This is a genomic window from Erwinia sp. OLFS4 (genome assembly GCF_002752165.1).
Classification (GTDB): domain Bacteria; phylum Pseudomonadota; class Gammaproteobacteria; order Enterobacterales; family Enterobacteriaceae; genus Izhakiella.
In genome coordinates, this window is sequence record NZ_MOMB01000008.1 from 19,108 (window position 1) to 38,372 (window position 19,265).

At 52.5% G+C, this 19,265-nt stretch carries 23 protein-coding genes; 7 read left to right on the plus strand and 16 right to left on the minus strand.

Annotated elements, in window-relative coordinates:
- Position 1 precedes the first annotated feature (1 nt).
- The 4 genes from BL249_RS03510 to BL249_RS03525 all read left to right on the plus strand — a co-directional run bounded on the left by BL249_RS03510 (position 2) and on the right by BL249_RS03525 (position 4,709).
- A complete protein-coding gene (locus BL249_RS03510) occupies positions 2-1,045 on the plus strand; it encodes a thioredoxin fold domain-containing protein (protein WP_099704523.1) in 1,044 nt (347 codons plus the stop codon).
- A 10-nt stretch (positions 1,046-1,055) separates the two neighbouring features.
- The gene (gene trbC, locus BL249_RS03515; RefSeq protein ID WP_241898830.1) at positions 1,056-3,383 is read left to right on the plus strand and encodes an F-type conjugative transfer protein TrbC; all 2,328 of its coding nucleotides are present in this window, start codon (positions 1,056-1,058) and stop codon (positions 3,381-3,383) included.
- Between the two features lie 129 nt (positions 3,384-3,512).
- A complete protein-coding gene (locus BL249_RS03520) occupies positions 3,513-4,034 on the plus strand; it encodes a hypothetical protein (RefSeq protein WP_099704522.1) in 522 nt (173 codons plus the stop codon).
- Positions 4,035-4,163: 129 nt separating this feature from the next.
- A complete protein-coding gene (locus tag BL249_RS03525; RefSeq protein WP_099704521.1) occupies positions 4,164-4,709 on the plus strand; it encodes a phospholipase D family nuclease in 546 nt (181 codons plus the stop codon).
- Positions 4,710-4,746: 37 nt separating this feature from the next.
- On the opposite strand, the gene timP is transcribed toward BL249_RS03525, so the two are convergent.
- The 4 genes from timP to mobA all read right to left on the minus strand — a co-directional run bounded on the left by timP (position 4,747) and on the right by mobA (position 8,431).
- Positions 4,747-4,866 (minus strand): small toxic inner membrane protein TimP, encoded by a 120-nt coding sequence (timP, locus tag BL249_RS19460; RefSeq protein WP_446717680.1) that lies wholly within the window; start codon positions 4,864-4,866, stop codon positions 4,747-4,749.
- Between the two features lie 413 nt (positions 4,867-5,279).
- Positions 5,280-6,125, minus strand: a complete 846-nt coding sequence (locus tag BL249_RS03530; protein WP_099704520.1) for a hypothetical protein — start codon at positions 6,123-6,125, stop codon at positions 5,280-5,282.
- A gap of 37 nt (positions 6,126-6,162) precedes the next feature.
- On the minus strand, positions 6,163-8,085 hold the full coding sequence (gene traI, locus BL249_RS03535; protein ID WP_099704519.1) for a TraI/MobA(P) family conjugative relaxase: 1,923 nt from the start codon (positions 8,083-8,085) through the stop codon (positions 6,163-6,165).
- Between the two features lies 1 nt (position 8,086).
- Positions 8,087-8,431, minus strand: a complete 345-nt coding sequence (gene mobA / locus BL249_RS03540; protein ID WP_048796679.1) for a plasmid mobilization protein MobA — start codon at positions 8,429-8,431, stop codon at positions 8,087-8,089.
- A gap of 278 nt (positions 8,432-8,709) precedes the next feature.
- On the opposite strand from mobA, the gene BL249_RS03545 reads away from it, so the two are divergent.
- The gene (locus BL249_RS03545) at positions 8,710-9,021 is read left to right on the plus strand and encodes a molybdopterin-guanine dinucleotide biosynthesis protein MobC (RefSeq protein WP_099704518.1); all 312 of its coding nucleotides are present in this window, start codon (positions 8,710-8,712) and stop codon (positions 9,019-9,021) included.
- 175 nt (positions 9,022-9,196) lie between these two features.
- Here BL249_RS03545 and BL249_RS03550 read toward each other — a convergent pair whose 3' ends face one another.
- The 10 genes from BL249_RS03550 to BL249_RS03600 all read right to left on the minus strand — a co-directional run bounded on the left by BL249_RS03550 (position 9,197) and on the right by BL249_RS03600 (position 17,181).
- Positions 9,197-10,030, minus strand: coding sequence for a DUF932 domain-containing protein (locus BL249_RS03550; RefSeq protein ID WP_099704517.1), 834 nt, complete (start codon positions 10,028-10,030; stop codon positions 9,197-9,199).
- Between the two features lie 436 nt (positions 10,031-10,466).
- A complete protein-coding gene (locus BL249_RS19110) occupies positions 10,467-11,033 on the minus strand; it encodes a DUF5983 family protein (RefSeq protein WP_199073425.1) in 567 nt (188 codons plus the stop codon).
- Positions 11,034-11,137: 104 nt separating this feature from the next.
- Positions 11,138-11,389, minus strand: a complete 252-nt coding sequence (locus tag BL249_RS03560) for a hypothetical protein (protein ID WP_099704516.1) — start codon at positions 11,387-11,389, stop codon at positions 11,138-11,140.
- Between the two features lie 92 nt (positions 11,390-11,481).
- Positions 11,482-11,922, minus strand: coding sequence for a DUF1419 domain-containing protein (locus tag BL249_RS03565; protein WP_099704515.1), 441 nt, complete (start codon positions 11,920-11,922; stop codon positions 11,482-11,484).
- Positions 11,923-12,892: 970 nt separating this feature from the next.
- A complete protein-coding gene (locus tag BL249_RS03575; protein WP_099704514.1) occupies positions 12,893-13,264 on the minus strand; it encodes a helix-turn-helix domain-containing protein in 372 nt (123 codons plus the stop codon).
- 2 nt (positions 13,265-13,266) lie between these two features.
- Positions 13,267-13,575 carry a type II toxin-antitoxin system HigB family toxin gene (locus BL249_RS03580; protein WP_099704513.1) on the minus strand — a complete coding sequence of 103 codons (309 nt, stop codon included), beginning with the start codon at positions 13,573-13,575 and terminating at the stop codon, positions 13,267-13,269.
- A 150-nt stretch (positions 13,576-13,725) separates the two neighbouring features.
- Complete coding sequence (locus tag BL249_RS03585; RefSeq protein WP_099704512.1) at positions 13,726-14,511, minus strand: methyltransferase; 786 nt, start codon at positions 14,509-14,511, stop codon at positions 13,726-13,728.
- The gene (locus BL249_RS03590) at positions 14,505-15,428 is read right to left on the minus strand and encodes a DUF4942 domain-containing protein (RefSeq protein ID WP_099704511.1); all 924 of its coding nucleotides are present in this window, start codon (positions 15,426-15,428) and stop codon (positions 14,505-14,507) included. Before BL249_RS03590 ends, BL249_RS03585 begins: the two co-directional genes overlap by 7 nt.
- 785 nt (positions 15,429-16,213) lie before the next feature.
- The gene (locus tag BL249_RS03595; RefSeq protein ID WP_099704510.1) at positions 16,214-16,444 is read right to left on the minus strand and encodes a hypothetical protein; all 231 of its coding nucleotides are present in this window, start codon (positions 16,442-16,444) and stop codon (positions 16,214-16,216) included.
- Positions 16,445-16,500: 56 nt separating this feature from the next.
- Entirely contained in the window at positions 16,501-17,181 is a 681-nt protein-coding gene (locus tag BL249_RS03600; protein WP_099704509.1) for a DNA methylase, read from the minus strand.
- Positions 17,182-17,301: 120 nt separating this feature from the next.
- Here BL249_RS03600 and BL249_RS19350 point away from each other — a divergent pair, with 120 nt between their 5' ends.
- Entirely contained in the window at positions 17,302-17,433 is a 132-nt protein-coding gene (locus tag BL249_RS19350) for a hypothetical protein (RefSeq protein ID WP_256385405.1), read from the plus strand.
- Between the two features lie 107 nt (positions 17,434-17,540).
- Here BL249_RS19350 and BL249_RS03605 read toward each other — a convergent pair whose 3' ends face one another.
- Positions 17,541-17,906, minus strand: coding sequence for a hypothetical protein (locus BL249_RS03605; RefSeq protein WP_143354775.1), 366 nt, complete (start codon positions 17,904-17,906; stop codon positions 17,541-17,543).
- Positions 17,907-18,181: 275 nt separating this feature from the next.
- Positions 18,182-18,544, minus strand: coding sequence for a hypothetical protein (locus BL249_RS03610; RefSeq protein WP_099704507.1), 363 nt, complete (start codon positions 18,542-18,544; stop codon positions 18,182-18,184).
- A gap of 267 nt (positions 18,545-18,811) precedes the next feature.
- On the opposite strand from BL249_RS03610, the gene umuD reads away from it, so the two are divergent.
- A complete protein-coding gene (umuD, locus tag BL249_RS03615; protein WP_099704506.1) occupies positions 18,812-19,258 on the plus strand; it encodes a translesion error-prone DNA polymerase V autoproteolytic subunit in 447 nt (148 codons plus the stop codon).
- Positions 19,259-19,265: the final 7 nt, after the last annotated feature.

Here is a 19,265-nt window from a genome sequence, read left to right on the forward strand (position 1 = left end):
CATGTCAGAGCAAACCATTTTCAATATCAGCACCGAAATTCACAACCAGCACCTGCAAGTCCGTTTAAACGATCGTAGCATTTTCTGCCTAAACAAGCCGACCGCTGAGCGTTATCAGCTCACCATGGAGCAGGACGCCGGAAACTATGTTATCTGGATGCGCCAAAGCAATAATGGGTTCGCCCGTCTTTATTCAACGGAAGATCCTGAGCTCGCCAGCCTGATTATGAATACCACGGCCGACGTACTCACACGTATGGCCATGGTCACGAACCAGGCCCATCCAGCGCCCTCTCATACTACGTCCAAGTGGAAATGGTTCGCATCGGGTGCTCTGTGCCTTGCCCTTGCAGCTGCCTGGCTGGCGCCGCAGTTCAGTGGTCCGATAAAGGCACCGGTGGCCACTCCAGTTCCAGTGGTGTCACAAATTCAGCCTGCGCCAACTAAAGTAACCGCAGTGACGACGCCGCAAGTGGTCCCGCAAACGCAAACCGCCCAAGTTCAGGGTACCCCATCCCTCTCTCCGGAAGCGGCAGCTGAGGCCAGGGCGTTGCTCGCAGAAAGACTAAAAAATGGTGCAGCAAAGCAGGAGTTCACTGTTCGACTGTCCTCTGGCCATGAACGCTCACTTTACATTTTCCTTGATCCGGAATGCCCAAACTGCCGCATCTTTGAACCGACTGTCCAGGCTCTGGCAGAAGACTACAACGTGGAGATTTTTCCGGTGACGCTGATTGGCAAAACCCGCACGGCAGACGAGGTGGTGCCCCTGCTCTGCGCCACACCTGAGAAGCGCGCGCAGATGTGGAAGGCCCTTAACGACACCGGCGCCGGCATGCTCAATCTGGCAAAGAAAGAAAAAGCGAGTATTGCACCGGCCGCCTGTGATGCCGGCAAGCTGGCCCTGGCGCGCAATGACCTGGCATTTGAGCTGTATCGCATGCCGGGGACACCGACGGTCATCAGCGATGACGGCCGCATGATCCCGCTGCAGGCCATGTCCAGTGATACCGCGCTGAAATCATTCCTCGATATCCGCCAGTAAGGAGGCCTTAATGGATTTAAAAGGACGTCACGGCCCTGTGGACAGCTGGCGAATAAGCCGGCTGGTCCATGGCCAACAGGTTGAGCGCATACTCCTGGCGCCAGCTACCGTACAACTACTACTGGTGTTTTCTCTGCTGGTCGGTGCCTTATGGCCAGCCACATTGTTGTTATCCCTGCCGCTCAGCATCATCCTGCTGGTTGCATTTAGCGACCAGCGCTTTCGCTTACCGTTGCGAATACCGATGGATGTTGGAGGACTGGACCTTTCGACAGAGCGCGAGCTCAGCTGGAATATTCCACTACTCAACCTGAACCTCCCCAAAATTGTTCGGGGAAAATCAGAGGGAACGCTGTGCCTGGGAACAGCACGCAAGCAAAACAGAGGCAGAGAACTGTGGTTGCAAACTTCTGACGCCCTGCGCCATATGCAAATTATGGCCACCACAGGCGGTGGGAAAACGGAAACGCTCTACAGCATGTACCTCAACTCTCTGTGCTGGGCGCGCGGCTGCTGTATCTCTGACGGTAAGGCACAGATAGACCTCGCCGTCGCCACCTGGTCGATGGCCAGACGTTTCGGTCAGGAAGACGACTGGCACGTCCTGAACTTCATTACCGGTAGCGATGACAAGTTCAAAAAGATATTACTCGGTGACAAGTCCCGACCACAGTCGAACGGCACCAATCCTTTCGCTTATGGGAGTCCGACATTCATCACTCAGCTGATGGAATCATTACAGCCAGCTGGCAACGGAAGCGATGAAGGGTGGAAAGACAAAGCGCGCGCCATGATGAACGCGCTGATTTACGCCCTGTGCTACAAGCGGGCCAGGGACAACATTCTGCTGACACAGGACGTCATTCAGTCCTATCTCCCGTTAGCTAAGTTTGTGGGTCTGTACCGTGAAGCGCTGGAACAAGGCTGGCACGTGGAAGGCTACAAGCCGATGGAAAACTATCTGGCCAACCTCGCCGGCTTTGATATGAACCTGATTAACCGTCCGGGAGAATGGTCCCAGGGCGCACTGGACCAGCACGGGTACCTCATCCAGCAGTTCACCCGCATGCTCAGCATGTTCAACGATACCTATGGCCATGTCTTTCCCAAAAACGGCGGGGACATCGATATGCAGGACATCCTGCACAACGATCGCACGCTGGTTGTGCTCATACCTGCCCTTGAGCTTTCCGATAACGAAGCGGCCACGTTGGGCAAACTCTATATATCTGACATCAGGATGAACATCGCCAAAGACCTGGGTAACAAGATTGAGGGCTCGCCGGAACACACGTTGACCGTGAAGAAGTTCGCCAGCAGGTTTCCTTTCATGCTCCTGTGTGACGAGGTGGGCTACTACTTCGCACCAGGTCTGGAGAAACTGGCCGCCCAGATGCGAAGCCTGCGTTACATGCTGGTTATCCTTGGCCAGGACCTGCAGGCCATGCTGAAACATGGGAAAGAAGTGCATTCCGTGAACGCCAACCTCGGTACCAAGCAGTTCATGAAAACGGAGGATACGGAAGACACCCTCAAGATGATCCGCGCGGTCGGTGGTACGGGACAGTACGCTGAGCAGCGCACTATGGAACGGACCAGTATGGGGAGCTATCAGGATGTTGACCGCGTGGAGTTCCGCGATAAGGACAACATCCAGCTGGATGAGCTCAAGTCACTGAAAGAAGGTGAGGGAATCATCGTCTTTGAAGACCAGCAGGTCCGCAGCAACTCTATCTATATCCCGGATAGTGAGAAAATTTCGAAACTGGACGTCAAGATCAACCGTTACGTCCCCATCCGTCGCCCGGATTTCAATGACCTTTGTCGTGAAGTACCGGCAGCCGAACGCCGGCGTCCGGTATCCCAGGAGCGGGTCAGCCAGATTCTTGACATCTGCCACTCAACTAGTCCGGAAGAGTATCACGGCCACCTTCAAGCCCGTATCGAGGACCAGACACTTCTGGCTATCACAAAACTGGCCAGCGATCTGGATAGCCGTACCGATGTGGACTACAGCGACGATGAACGCGGTATTCTGCTGTTTGAAGCAGCCGTTAACGCCCTTGAGAAGAACAAGGGCAAATACCGCTGGCTGAAGGACCGTGAAAATATACGCATATCGAAGAAGCGTATTGAAGAGGCACACCAGAACAATGCCGGATACAGCACGCCACCGGCACAACCATCACCAACGGAAAATTTCTTCCCGCCGGCACCTCCATACCCCGAACAAACCCACTACACAGAGAACAGAACCTATGATGACTGGCACCAGAGCTTCGCGCCTGACGCTTTTACTGACGATTTTGCTTCTTCCTCTGTCATCGATCGCATCTGAGGTAAGAATCACTACCGGGTTCCGGGTGGTGGTTAAGGGCACAACGTCCCTGGTATGCCCTGCCCTGAACATATTACTCGTCGCTGAGGAAGCGGCAGCTGAGTCATCTGTCCCACGAGAGGTTTAGATATGAAACTTTATCATATTGATAAGGCGAGAGAATATCGCCGAATAATGCTGGACGTGCTTGAAGTCTGCCCCCGTCGTTTCAGAGACGATATCCTGCGGGATATGGCATACATCCGGGAGGATGGAGACTTAATGGCGGAGTACTTCAGGGATCTGCATTGCGGAGAGTTGCAATTCTTTTACCGCCTGAGGAACAGTCGTTCATTCAGGCGTGCCACACTTCATCAGTCTAGTCTGTTGCTGAGCATTCTGGACAGGCTTGAAGAAGCCTATCGCTATGACACGGGACAGGCATTCATGTTTCAGACTGCTGAGGAAAGACAGACCCGCAGAAAAGCAAGCCGCGGATCCATTCAGCGTCAGATTGAGTGGTCGCAGAAGCATCCACGCCTGTCAAAACTTTCGTTCCTGCTCCACTGTACGCCCCTGCTCACTGTATTGTCACCCGTCATATTTATCGTTATAGCAGTGACCTTTTTTGTTTTCATCGGTCGGCACCCAATCCTCTTTTTTTGGCACTGAGGGCAATACAGCGGCACACTTCCGGCTGGCTCTGACCTCTATTCGTTACCTGTCACCAACAATGTAAAGCTGCCCCATACGGGTGAGAAATCCAATAATCTTCAAGACTTCAAACCACTGAGGTATTCAATGAATTATCGTTCATTTCGTCGGTTGGCTTTAGCCTGCCTAATATGCTTTCCCTTATCCGGCATTCTTCCTGCTGTCTCGGCAACGTCCATTGAGGCAGGCTTCTCGCCAGAAGGTAGCGCCCAGCAGCTCGTCTTGAATACGATTGACTCAGCCCAGCAAAGTATCCGGATGATGGCCTATTCCTTCACCGATCCTGACGTGATGAAGGCGCTTATCGCCGCGCATCGGCGGGGCGTCGATATAAAAATCGTTATCGACGAGAAAGGCAATCGCAACAGGGCCAGCATGGCGGCAATGAATCTGATGGTTAATACAGGTATACCGCTGAGGACAAACGGACGATTCCCTATCCAGCACGATAAAATTTTAATTGTTGATAATCATACAGTTGAGTCAGGAAGCTATAATTATAGCAGGGCCGGATCATCCAGGAATAGCGAGAACGTACTGGTTATTCATGACGTGCCTGAGCTGGCGCAGACCTATCTTACTCACTGGCAGTCCCGCTGGGAAATGGGAACAAACTGGCAATCATCGTATTAATATTGAGGAAAGCCGTCCCGAAGGACGGCTACCTGGCTTACTTGCCTGTTGCGTTGATGGTCACAGATATTGAGTTATTGGAGATATTCCAGCCCCCTTCCCCGTGAGACAACAATGCACCAGAAACAATGAGCACAATACAAAAGTACCGTTTCATTGCGCGGTCCTTGCTCAGACCGCTTCACGCTTACACCACTGGAGATGCCACCGTGAAAACAAGCACTGTTACGCGCTTGCGTTTACGGCCGTTGGATACCCTTTCCCTGGTCCAGTGCCCGCTTGCTAAGGCGGCGGAAAGGCCCGGTGATATTGTACACATCCCATATCCAGACACGACAAATTTTGTATAGTGCCTCTTGACACTTTTTGTATAGTCGCCCAATATATGAGCACTGTTACGCGCTTGTGTTACGTTAGTAACCAAAGCCCTGCTGGAAAGGCCGCTAACCTGACCAGCACACAAAAACCGCCTGAATATCGGCGGTTTTTGTGTTTTAGCATCACGATATTTAGTCCATCTCCCTGGCTCAGGCCGGATTACACACTGTTAGCTCCTTTGTCCCTACAAACTCATTTAAATATATGCCGTACCAGAACAACCAGGTACAACATCGTCCTCCGCAAAAACTTAATTTTATCGGCATGCCCGTCCAGCATCCCAAACCATATACGAAGCCTGGCCGTTCCACGCAAAGCTTCCGCATCAATCGTCTTGTTTTTGAAGAGATTTTCTTCATAGCAGTTGTTCTCAAAAAATAACAACGTATCCGTCCAAGGAAGATTTCCTGGCCACTTGTGTAAAACATCCACGCCATAAGCACTGAGTAACGGTAATGCAAAAGCATGATGCTTAACTCTTTGCACATATCTGTTATCAAGAACTCCCCAGACGTCCCTCAGCCCGTTTTTTTCGAGGATGTAAAGTTTAATTCTGTCTGCTGCGGGATAAGTATCGGTATATACCTTTGCAGGTACGTATTCAATATTATGGTACCGACAAAAGTTAACACGGTTTCTTCCTTCAGTAGGCAAGAACAAACCCAGTGAAGGCAGAAAGATATAACTGGTATTGCCTATCCCATGATAAGAAAAAATATGACTGCGAATTTTTCTTTCATCTTCTCCGGTAAAATATTTCTGATCCGGCCACCAACGCCAGCTGCAACCAAACGTGTGGGGTACAGGCACGTAAAGAAACTCGGATTCACTCACTTCCCCTTCTTTTGGGCGAAAGGGGATTATGCAGTCAAAAAATTCGTCACCATTCATTGACTCACAGATCCCCTCAGGAATGCTTTCAGGTGACTTTCTGGCTTTCGTATCAATCTGAAATTTAAGGTCCACAAAATCTCTTGCCGCCCTGACCATGGCTGAAGTCAGATATGACAGGTCGGCAGGTTTAAAATGTTCATCCATGTCTGTTCAGTTGCCTTTTTTCTGCAGAAATAAATTATCAGCGTGGCTTGGGTGCCGTATGTCGCGCTGGGGTGTTCATTGACTGGGCAGGCGAACTTTGTTGCTCCTTCGGCGCATCATAACCGGCCATGCTGCGCTGTACTGGGTGAGTCAGAGGTACGATTTTACCGGATGACGCATTGAAGTGCGGAATGTACTGCATGGTACCCTGCACAAATGTTTTATCTCCCCTGACTTCCACCGTTTCGCCGCTTTTCTCTCCGGTGATGTGCAACGCCATCGCCAGATTTTTACCCTTCTCAGCCGGCGCATCGGCAACCTCGAGATACAAACCACGATCAAGCAGCACCGGCTTACCACCAGATGAATACACCACCGCACCATCTCGGTTTACATTCGTATCGTAACCACGAATCTGCGACGGACGAATATCATCCGCAACTGAGTGGAGAATAATATTGTCAGAGATGGCCGCAGTACGGTTCTTACGCTTCTCGCGGTAAGCCCAGCCGCGCAGCTGAGAGATAGCCGCTGCGTCATTACCCGTTGCCTGCACTTCAACCCAAGCGCGATACGACAATGGACGGGAACCCGGCATCTCTTTGAGCGCCTTCCTCTCATCTCTGATCTGCAAACGCAGTGCAGCCATATCCTTCATCTTCTCAACTTCCAGCGCACGGAACATCAGCTTACGAAGAAGAGGATCGCGTTCTGTCATGCGAACATTATTCTTGCGAATACGATAGCCGGCCGCCAGTTCGCGGAAACGTGTCCGGGCAGCATCAGCTGAAATCCCGGGCCGGACAAAACTGGTTTTGTATGCTTTGTAGCGCGCAATCAGATCCTGGCGAGCCTCCGCGCGGGAGTTACGACGTTCAGCTCTGGCCCCTTTATCACGACGGTGAAGACGATTGTCGTACTGGGATTCGATATCCACGGCACTCAGCAGAACGTCTCTTCCTTCCCGGTTCACCTCACGAACAACGGACGCACGGGTAAAACCACCAATAAGTTCCTGCTGACAGCTAAGCGTCAGTTCCGGATGCAGATCGCTGGCTTTAACCGGCGCCTGCTCATCATCGGCGACGTCGTAAATCGCAAGTCCCTCGCCTTTCTGGCGCAGCTCAAGCCCGGCCGCAATCAGAATGTCATGCACCCCGTCCCAGTCATAGCTCCCGCCCAGGAACAACGCATCTATCTTCTCCCGGCAGTTATCTACCGCGTATGAAAACAGACTTTCCTTGTCACCAAAATGCTCCAGCTGGCGCGCAGCTGCAGGGGCAGATTTGTAGAATTTTGGGCGACGAACAATCGCGCCTGAATCATTCACCATGTAAGGACCGTTGTCGTGCTTCCAGCCGTTCCTGAGCTCCAGCTCACGACAGCTGCGGTCGAGCGTGAAGCGATCGTTATACAGTGAAGCAGCTTTGTAGCTGACCGGATTGATACGGTTAACGGTCAGGTGGCAGTGCAGATTATCGGTGTCGTCATGGATGGCGAACACATACTGATGTCCCTCCATGCCCAGACGCTTAAGGCAGTGCCTGGCTGAGTCAAAAATCTGGTCTGGCGAAGGCCTTTCAGATTCTGGCCATGACAGAATGGCATGGTAGACCGGGTCATTGCAGCGGGTGTTTTGCACGGCCACCATGTCCATTTCGGTGGAGGCGGTAGCAAGGGAAAAGCAGTTGGTCTCACAGATGACTTTATCGCAACGCACCTGCTGGCGTCCGTCCGGGAACGTTGCGATAACATCCTGTGAATCTGGCAGCGCGTTGCGTGTCGCGTACCCAACCAGGTCATTGAATATTTTATCTTCTGACCGTGACTTGCGAACAAAGGGTCGTTCTGGCGACAGCGTTTCGCTCATCTCAACATCATCGCGCAGGATGGTGTAGGAAACGAGCTGCACAAAGCTGGACTTACCATCACGACGCCTTTCGGCCACGACTGCGAGCATGTCAATCCTCAGTATTGTTCAGGCTCTCTGCCCGAAATTTCATTAACGTTTTCTGAAGTGCCGCCAGCGTATCAGCAAACTGTTTACTCAGTTCTGCGGTCATCATCCCCTGCTTTTGCATCTCGCTGTACAGATGCTTTTGCAGGCCACCCAGCTTCAGAATCTCATTCATCTGTTTGGTATCGCCTTTGGCCACGATGCGACGACCAAGGGCTGAACGCCGGAGAAATTCACCTGTTGAGATACCTGCAGCTTTCGCGCTGGCCTGTATCTGCTCCTTCTCCTCCGGGTAACACCGCACACTGCCCAGAAGCGCCGTTCTCTGGCGTCTTTCACTCTTACTCATCTTCAATCCTGCTCGGCCGGCAAGGCTGGCATGGTATTAGGGTGTCGGGACGGAGTCCTGACCAGGGTGTTTTGTTGGACCGTCTGCGTGCAGGCGGTGCTACAAAACATACCCTGTCCCACGTTTTACAACAAATTTCGATTTATGCCCGGAAGTATAGGTGATTCTGGCTTCGCCGTCACTGGCTTACACCAGAAAGTACGGGGGCTGGCACTATGTTTCATGCGGGGATATACTCTTGCGCTGACTTTTACCACAAAATGAAAGGAAATTGACGCATGGCGGAGAAGAAGTGGTACAGCACTGAAGATGTGGAACTGGCAAAATCGTCACTGGATGATCTTCCGGATTTGACACCAACACGACTCACAAAAACAGATGTTCTTGAGCAACTAAAAGACAAAATAATTGAGTTAGCGAACAGCAAGGGTTATAGCGTTGAAGATATTCGAAGCGCGCTGGACTCCGCCGGTATTCCGACAAGCATCAAGGCTATTCGCGAAATTTTAAATTCCGGAAAAAAATCAGCACCACGGGCTACCAGAACTAAAAAAGTTACCGCCACGACGTCAGATAAGGTAGCTCCGTAATTTCAGCAAACCTGGCTATTCAGGGGAGCCCATGGGGGCGGACGGGTGAAAGAAAAGCGTCACGTCAGTGGCGATTTTCTTTCGGCGGGCGGGGGAATCATTTAGAGCCGGTCAATACCGGCGAAAAATGACCAGGGTACGAAGTGTGGCAGAGGTTTCCCCCTGCCTTCTCGCTTCAGGATTTCAGCGCTTTCATTTTTTCGGCCATCTCCCAGAGCGCGCGGTTTAGTTTCACATCGCCATCAATGCCATTCACAGGGCGTATGCGTTGATGTTTACCTTTCGCATTTTTACCCCATACCCCTCCCTTGGTCATGTTCTCCTGTACGCGCTGGTAAGTTGTCCATAGGTCGTTTGGCTTGTCAGCCTCACGACGGATTTGCAGAACGTCGTCAGGAGTCAGAGGAACATGCTTCCCTTCACCTTTGGCATCGTATTTCCAGTTCAAAGCGATCTCCGCAAAAATACGTTGTTCGTCTTTACTGAGGGCCAGTTCTTTCATCTCTCCGCGTGATTCCTTTACACCATCGAAAATATCCAGAACTTCATACGCACCCTCGATCACCTGTCCGACAACATCGCCTTTGTGCGGTACACGAATTTCGCCGAAGGTCTGGCCACACACCATGCCGTTCATACAGACGAACCGAAACATGCCGGGGATCATCTGGTAGCTGCTGCTGCCGTCGTGACTGTTGAGGAGAATAATTTCCGGCACCTCTTCGCCTGCGATTTCACCTTCACGGCGCAGACGGAGCATGTGCTTGGTATGCTCACGCTTACCTTCATCGCGCGTGCGGGTCTGGCAGGCAAAGAACGGCTGAAAACCTTCTTTGCGCAGATTATCCAGCAGAGTAATGGTCGGGATGTAGGTGTAGCGCTCACTGCGGGATTCATGCTTTTCCTCAGAGAAGACGCTTGGAACGACGCGCATGAGTTCATCGTTGGTCAGCGCGCGTTCTTTACGGATGACGTTAGCAGAGCGGAAAACAGATGATAAACGGGCCATGGTGATTCTCCTCAGGGTCTGTAAAGTGACTTTCTTCTGGCGTAGTCCTTTTGATGGTGATTCACCATCGCGGGAGGCCGTTGCCGTGATGAAATGACCGGACTGGACCATAAGTGCGCACTGCAAGGGGGATGACAAAGCCGCAGCGCAAGCGACTGACCAGCGGGAAGGAGTGCGAACGGGTGCAGGCATCAGGCTTTAGCCGACCCTTGCAGGACGCACGGGCCTGGCCAGTGTCTTTCACGGCAAAGGCAAACCGTGATGAAACTGGAAACGTAAAGGGATACGCCAGAAATAAGCGGCGGGCGCAGCCCGTTTCCATTGAGGGGATGCCCGGCAGCCCCGGTTTGGGCGGCGCAGGCGAAAGCCTGCTGCAAGCACTGGCAGCCGTTCCGGTCAACGGGATAAATACAGCCCCGCATGCCGGGGCCGTTTCTCACCACTCGAACCGACGGGCACTGGGCAGTTCGTCAGCAACGGCAGAAAAATGGATCATGCTGATATTCGCCTGCCTTATGCACTGAAGAATGAGTTTGCGGGCAAAATCTGACAGACCTGCCCGCTTAAGCCGAAGTAACGGAAAACGTACCGCTTCCAGTCGGATAAGAAACCCGACGCCCGTGTCATGTATCCATTCATTAAAAAGGTCACGATGTGACAGGTCATCCAGCAAATTACAGTCAGTGCGCATTATATGTGCCGTGCTGCACTCCAGCACCGGGCGCAGTACCATTCTTCCCAGCTCCTGAGTTTGTCCCCAGCCAAGCGCCGTAACCACATCATTCCAGGTCCATTCTTCACTGTCAGGTACAGGCAGCGTCAGCAAGCGGAACGGAATCCCGAGCGTTTCTGCCAGACGCTCACCCGTTTCACAAACAGGATCGTCTTTTTCCGTAAAATCCGCGCAGGCAATGCATTCGCCATTGAGATAAATAGCCTCATCACCATTATCAAGCTGAATCGCGGTAACACCATAAGGGGCATGTTTTGTATATTTTTTCATTGCGTACTCCGTCGCAGCAGGCGTTCGTTTCCGGGAGTCAGCGGCTCAATGCCGGTGACTCCCGGACGGGGCAGAAAATGCCACCCCGAAGGGCGGCACAGGTATCAGGCATACGCCCGCTTAATCTCCAGTGAGCGCAGCAACTGCCCCAACTCCGCCACGTTCAGTGCCGGAATGTGTACTGGCTTGCGTTTGCGCTGACAGCGCGCGATATGACGCCCCAACGCCTTCACGCGTGGCGCTATGGTTTCTTCTGCTACGGTGTCACGCTGTACGCGACGGTGCTTTCTTACCTCCGCGCTTTCACGCTGCTTTACAAAATAGTCCTGACATGCAAGGATAAAGTGGTATTTCATGATGTAACTCCATCTGATACTTGAAGTATCCGGCCTGCTCTAACAGGCCGGGATGATTAAGCAGAGCGCCCGCTCTGCTTTTTTATTGCCGCTTATGCGGCAATTCCTTCGGCGTCGATAAACGCCCTGATCTTCCCGATGATTTCCTCATGCGTGAGCGTCACTTCGTTACGCATCTGGAAATAGCGCGTGCCGTATTGGGCAAAAATGTCAGTGATGTTGCCGCTGTACATTTCGCTCAGCTTGAACGTCTGGCTCTCCGGAGTACCCTGCCAGTCCAGCGGCGGCAGAACTTCCAGCATGTCGGTGAATCTTTCTTCGCTGATTTCAGTAACTGGCAGGTAATTGGCCGCCGCAAAACGAGCTTTCGCCTCCTCCACCGTCACCAGTTCCCAGCGATCGCCATTGGCGTTCAGCTCCTCCAGGGTCCTCGACGGTGCACAGGCGGTGGTACGCCAGGCACCATCCACAAAGTGCGCTTTACGCCAGCCGTTAAATGAACTTGATTTGCTCCAGAACGCCATTGCAGTCATTGCGAATTTCCTCATCTGTTGTGCCCTTCGGCTTCTTTCTGGTGTCCCCTTTTTCCGTTTCCGGAAGGCGGGGAGCACGTTGCTGTGACACATGACCGCCCTGTTCCATCGGGGACGAAAACAAGGGGGATGACAAAGCCGCAGCGCAAGCGACTGACCAGCGGGAGGGAGTGCGAACGGGTGCAGGCATCAGGATTTATCCGGCCCCTTGTTTTGGGACCGGAACAGGGCAGTGTCAGTCACAGCAAAAGTGAACACCGCTGACAATGGGGTCAAAGTGGGCGCCAGAGAAGCCGGTTTACCGGCTTTCCTTAGCGGCCGCCACCGGCGACCAGTTAAAGCGGCGCTGCCGGTACGGCAGCTGCAAGCGCAGCCCTTCAGGCATCGCTTGCTATCCCAGCGGGACGGAGACAGGCTCCGCGTAGCCTGGTGGCCCAGACGGGTTTTAATTTCTTTGATTGTGGCGCTTTTATACCTCGAAATTCGAATAAATATTGAGTCATAATAAGTGCAATTTCTGCACTTATTTATGTATAAAATGACCGGATTCGAACTCAGATTATGGCGAAAAAGCCTTGGCTGGAGCCGTGACAGGGCAGCTGAGGAGCTGGGCGTTTGCCTGCGTTCTTACAAAGACTATGAAAACACGCCCGAGGTAAAGCGGGCCATCGAGCTGGCCACAATTGCCCTTTCAGTTAGGGGATTATTGCCGCTAATGGCACACCCCCGGACCAGCAAGTCGAAAGTCCTTGAGATGATCAGGAGAATGCTGCGATGAGGGCACACCACAGGCTGGGTTCTGAAGTACCCGCCTGTGAGAATTGGCGCAGAGCAGCCTCAAATTAAGGGTGCAATACAGAAACCTAAACAGTCCCGTAAAGTTGATGCCTGCCTGTAGCACAGGTGCCATATATCATCATTCGTGGGAAGGGGGTCAGTCTCTTTCAATGTCTATCGCGTCAGCGCCCGGCTATCTGCTCTGAGGTTTGGCCAACAGTGATTCCGCAGGAATTCCAAAATTGTGATGCAGCTTGCTAATCATTGCCAACGTCAGATTACGTTTACCGCTGATAACTTCGTAAAACCTGCTTGACGTACCAAACACGGCTTTTAAATCGGTCGGTTTAAGACCGCCCTGCTCCATTCTGAATTTAATAGCTTCAACCGGCGTTGGGGCTTCAATCGGATAATGTTTGCTCTCATAGTTCTCTATGAGAGTCACCATAATTTCCAGCCAGTCGCCTTCATCAGAACCAGGATCAGGGTCACGCTCAAATACTGGCGCAACAGCTTTCAGCGCCGCTTTATAATCTTTTTCGGTATGAATCGGTTTAATATTCATAGTTACTCCGGTTCAACAGTATTAACGTCGATATTGTCATACTGCTTGTGCGTTCCTACAAATTTAACGAATATCGCGCCAGTATTGTATGCAACAGCCACCACTAACCTGTAGTCGTTGCCTTTGATGTTAAACACCACGCGTCGATTTTTCAGGATACTTGCACTGCCGTACAGGGATTTAATATCTGCCGGTTCTTTCCAGTCAGCCTGCCGGACTTCGTCCAGCCAGGCTTTAAGAGGCTGCTCCGCGTCTCTGTACAGCCGATTTTCCCAAAAGTTACGAAGAGTCGCAACAGAAATAACACGCACCACCGGTATCCTTATATCCTGGAAAAAAGTCCCATTACGGGACTCACTTCCACTATAGTCCCACAATGGGACTGTGGCAAGTTTTTACTTTTTTCCCGGTACGTTAAATCATTAAAAAATAGGTACTTTTACCTAAGCACCATAAAGCCTTCATTCTGGCTTATATGCAATCAGGCGAATAACTGACACGTTTGCCCCGGCAAACATGCCTTTTTGAACATCTGACCAGTTACATACCCACCCGGGCAGCAGGTCTTTACGCTCTGAACCGGCCGGCAGAATTGCACCCAGCCGCCCGCCAGCCTTCACCAGCTCCGCTGCTGATCTGACATGCGAAACGGCCCGCCCTTCGCTGAATGGCGGATTCATGACAACTACATCAAAACGCTCACTTGTCTGAGCTGCCCAGCTGAGAAAATCATCGTTAATGACCTGATGCCCTTTCGCTTCCAGTATCCGGCAACGCAGAGGCGATACTTCGATACAGGTCGTCTGTTCCTTCGGCATCATGTCAGCCAGTCCGCCCGTCCCTGCGCTCGGCTCAAGACATTTCTCGCCATCACAAATCGCAACATCATCAAGCAGCTTCGTAGCCAGTTCTATCCTGGTAGGATAAAACTGATGCGTTTTAACATCAGGCACGGCACCGCATAGTAAAATATCCTGAATGGTAGTTTCAGGGTCATAATCGAATTCAAACCAGGTAAATGCGTTTTTCTTCATTTTGACGCCGCCCAGGCTTATCAGTACCTCTTCGCTTTTATTACGTACGCTGATATCAAAATCCATGATGTTTTTGAAACGACGATTCAGGGGATTTGTTGTGACCGGTTCACGTTCTTCATTCCAGCGGCTGGAACGGTACGGCTCATGACGCTCAGTAACGAGATCACTTAATTCTGCGAGAACCGAAAATGGAAGAAGTTCTGTCAGCAAATCAGACACTTTATTTTTGTCGCGGGTTTCTGCCGGTGTTGCGCTGGAATAGCAGCGGGGTAGAGGAAAGCGAGAATATCGTTAAGACGCCATGCCATATCCTGATGGATTTCAAGATGAAGCGTACCTTTCAGAAAGGCTTTAAGCCGCAGTGCGCCTCCGTCAACAGTAAGCCATGTGCCGGACCGTTCGCGTGCAACTTTTAAAAGTTTATCGGTGTTACGCGAACCTTCCGGGTCACGTCCCATAAATTTAGCGATCACTTTGCGCAGGTCATCGATATAGCCGCTGCGCTCATAACTGACATAACCATATTCATCATAAACACGGTTAATAATCATGCGTTTGCTGAACCCTTCCGGTCTGTTAGTTATATGTTCTCCTGAGAGACTGCGGAATATACCGCCCACGCGTTCAGAAAAAAATTTTTCCTTTGAAAACAGCAGCTCTGAAAGATTAGCCCACACCGTGTCATCCTCAAAATCAGGTGTGTCCATTTCAGTTATTTGTTTATTCCATTCAGTACGCCGGTCGTTTGGCATGTATTCATAAACATCTGTAAGATCCAATGCACTTTGCCAGTATTCTGCGTTAAGAGCGGCCAGCGCGCCGGAGATATCAAACAGCTTGCAAACTGGCGGAACGTGATAGCCCCGGCTGCTGTTATAATTACCCCGGAGAAAGTAGCTGATTCCCTTCTGACTTTCGATGTCAGAGATAACGTTTGAAATGGAATACAGACGAGCGCGCATAAATTTGTACTGAGCAAGCAGGTTGTCGAGCAGCCCTGCTGTTGACGGTGCAAAAAAATCATCACTGGAAATATTCCCTGTCAGCGCTGTACTGCTCTGGTTTTCAGCCCATGTTTTGGGAGATTCTGGCGTGGCGGTTTTGACGTTGACGTTTTGTGTGTTCATGGCATTTCTCCTGTTACTGTGTAGTTATGTTTCGGTCGATCCCGTCGCGGCAAAGGGCGAGTAGCGACGGATGACGGATGAACGAAGGGCGTCACCGCAGGCCGCAGCGCAAACGAGCACAGCGAGTGCGAACGGGCGAGGAACGGCGAAGCGTACCCTTCCGGGCAGACGGAGGACGGTGCTACGAAAAGCCCGGCGCGACGGGGCGAACGGAATATGCTCACCGGACCGGCAGCGGGCAGGAACACACCCGACACGGCGGTATGCCGGGGCGTCATCAGCGGCCGGCGCGCAGCGCTGGCCAGTTAAGGCACCGGCGAACGCCGGTTGCAGGGTTGCGTCAGCGATGGAAACCCGTCGGCCCGGAACGGGCCAGGGCAGAGACGGCTTGCCGGCTCTGTGCGCAGCATGACAGAGTGGCCCGAAGGGCGACGCCCGGAATGTCAGAACCACCATTCGAAATAGTAATAAAAGGCATCTGCGACGTATGACTGTCAGCAGCACACACATAAAAAAAACGGACAACTGCAGCATTTATCTCACCCATTCTGCAGGGACAGGTGTGAAGAAGCATGACAGAACCGGCAGCCGCGCCGTAGGCGCAGCGGCCGTTCTGACCGCCGCAGGCGGAGGGTTTTTAGCGCCCTGACCGAAGTGGCGTGCTTCCCTATCGCTTTATCCACAGCCGGGGGGCATATCTGTCCCGTAAGTCTGTGGACAGACGGCGACGGGTCGCACTGCGGGCGGAGCGAAACGGGGTGGCCGTTTTATGACCACCCTACAGGTTACCGCAGGTGATGGCGGATCTGTGCGCCGCGCTGGTAAAGTGCTATAAGATCGCCATCGAGGGACTCTATCAGCAAGCCGGCCATGCGCTGCCCGTTCGTCTCACCATTCCAGAGATGGCGCTGGATCATATCGCGCATACGCAGATGCAGTTCATAAAGCGACTCCTCAATATCGTTAATGTCATCGGCCAGATGCGTATCAGCGGGAGTGTTTTTTATATAAGTCATGTTCTGTCTCCATTATCAGATTCCTGGCCGGCGTTGCCGGCCGAATGAGTAGTTTGTTACGCAGCTTCGGGAAAAATTTCACCGTTGGCTGCTGGGCGCTGCATCGCACGGCGCAACGCTGCCAGTCGCTGAGTACCGGCAGCGTGGTACTGAGCCATCATTTCAATACCGATGTAGCGGCGCCCGGCTTGTGCGGCGGCAACACACGTAGAACCGGAGCCGGCAAAAGGGTCAAGTACGATCGCGCCGGGCGCCGTGAATGATTCGATCAGCGGCTGCAAGCTGCTGACCGGCTTTTCGGTCGGGTGATGCCGGTTTCCGGTGTATTTCCAGGGAAGTACATCCGGCAGCGGTTTGAGCGGCGTCTGCGGGCGCCCTTTGGCCAGCAGATACGCGCATTCATGTGTGTAGCCCAGGAAGGTAGCTTTTGAGGCGTAGGTTTTGGCAAAAACGACGTGCCCGACGATCCGGAAGCCGGCGGCTTTCCAGGCTTCCGCAAACCGGTCAACGCGGTTCCAGCCGTAAAAGCTGACCATCAGCGCATCTTTTTTCAACACGCGGTACATCTCGTTGCAGGCAGGCTGTAGCCATTCGTCGGATTTATCGCCGGCAATGGTGCGCCCGGAACGGTCGCGGAATCCAACCAGATACGGCGGATCGGTAAGAATAAAATCAATGGCACCGGTCGGAAAGCCGGACATAATCTGAACGGAATCACCCAGAATGAAACGTGACATAAGCAGCTCCTCATTTGCGGGAGGCACCGGTTGTCGGTGCCGTGGACACCACAAAGACGGGCGAACAGCAGAGCAAACAGGGGCGACACCGGAAGCCGCAGCGCCGCAGGAGCGGACTGAATGTCCGCGCACGGCGGGGAACGGGTGAGGATGTCGGCGCAGCTTCCCTTGTTTGCGAAGCCGCCCGGCTACCGTGAGGCCACGGCACCCTTACCGTCACGTCGTCCGGCCACCTGGCGGGCGGCGGTATAATGAGGAGCGCAGCGACATCCTTATACCAGCTCTATCTGCTGCAGTACGGCGCCCCCTGCCCTGCGGCTTTTTATTCCATTACCGGCGGGTTTCCCCGCCGCTCCGTTTTAACTGGCAGGCTGCCAGATATGGTCACTACCCTGTTCAGTAATCACCAGCTGGCCATCTTCACTTTCCGAAATTTTCCAGCAGTCTGTAAAAGCAAGCTCAGCGATGACGGCGGCCGCCGTATCGTCCAGCGCACGGAGCTGTGACAACTCCAATCCGGCCCGCTCAAATGACCAGTACCAGTCGTTATACGTTTCCCCATAGTCAGGCCAGCGGTACCGCCCCATGAGGATCGCAGCCCGCTCGGCCAGATGTTCGTTGATCGCCGCCAGCATGACTGGCTGAAGAAATGCCTCTCCGTCATTGCTATGAATGATATAAATGGCCAGCCACTGGCAGGCTGGTAAGGTCTGATCGTTCATCATTATCTCCGTTAGCTGAAACGGCCTGTGCCGTGACCACAAAAGAGACGTGCGGACAGCGTAACGGTCACTGGTGAAGGAGGAGGCCGCAGCGCGCCGTGAGCGGGCTGAATGCGCCGCGAACGGGGGGAACGGGGGACGAGTGACCCTTGACAGCAAGCGGGCACGGCTAACGTGTGGGCACGGCACAGGCCTGACGGTGAACAGAGAATTGATAAGGTGCCGGCGACGCCGGACACCGGGTTAAAATGGAGCAAAGCGACATCACTGACGGGAATTTATTCCTCACTAAAAAAAACAAATCCGTACAGCCCACAAAGTACGGCAGGCAGCTCATGCGCAATAAATTTAAACAGCGTACTTGGATACTCTTTCACATAATCAATCGCCGCCAGAGCAAGTGCGACAGCAGCGATATCTCCCAAAGCCCGCATCATCCGGTGGAAAGCATTTCCCGGCGTACCCCAGCCTGACAGCCTCCAGACAAACGAAATGGCCAGTGCCAGCAACGTAAGAAATGTCACCGTAAGCTCATCTTTCTTAACGTAATTTGCATACAGTGACATTGCCATGAACAGAAAAATAGCCATCGCAACGGGAAACGCATACTCCGCCAGTGGAAAACGCCGGTAACTTTTCATTTAATGCTCCTTTTATCTGAATTATGAAACCCGCCGCGCAGAATGCGATGCAATTGTCTGGTCTCATCGCACCACTATATTAACTCAGCCCCCTCTGTGCTGACAGAAAAGCCGGACGAGCTGCCATAAAATTTCACGCCACATCAATCACCTGCCCATCCGCACTAAAAAGCCGCTTGCCGGTATTTTGACATCCCTGATACTGTATATATATACAGCTATAATTATATCGTACTCTTTTGTATGGCTGGTCACCCGGGAGCTTTTATGAAAAACACAAACAGCCAACCTGAGCTGTCATTTTTTCGTCCTGATATTCAGGCACCAACTCTGAGTATTCCGTTCTTTTCAGACAGCTGCGCTGCCGGATTTCCCAGCCCAGCCCAGGATTTTGTAGAGCAGGAGCTTGACCTTAATGCGCTGTGTATCCAGCATCCTGCGGCGACATTTTTTGTACGTGCAAGCGGTAACAGCATGCAGGAACTGGGACTGATGGACGGTGACATCATGATTGTTGATCGCAGTGAGAAAGCTGTGCATGGAGATGTTGTCATTGCTGAGATTGATGGGGAATTTACCGTCAAACGTTTACAGCTGTTGCCCCGCCCTGCCCTTGTCCCGATGAACTCAGCTTTTCCGGTTATGTATCCCGATGAGCTTCAGTTGTTTGGTGTGGTTATGCATTTTGTTCACAGCACCCGAGCCCGGAGATGATTAATGC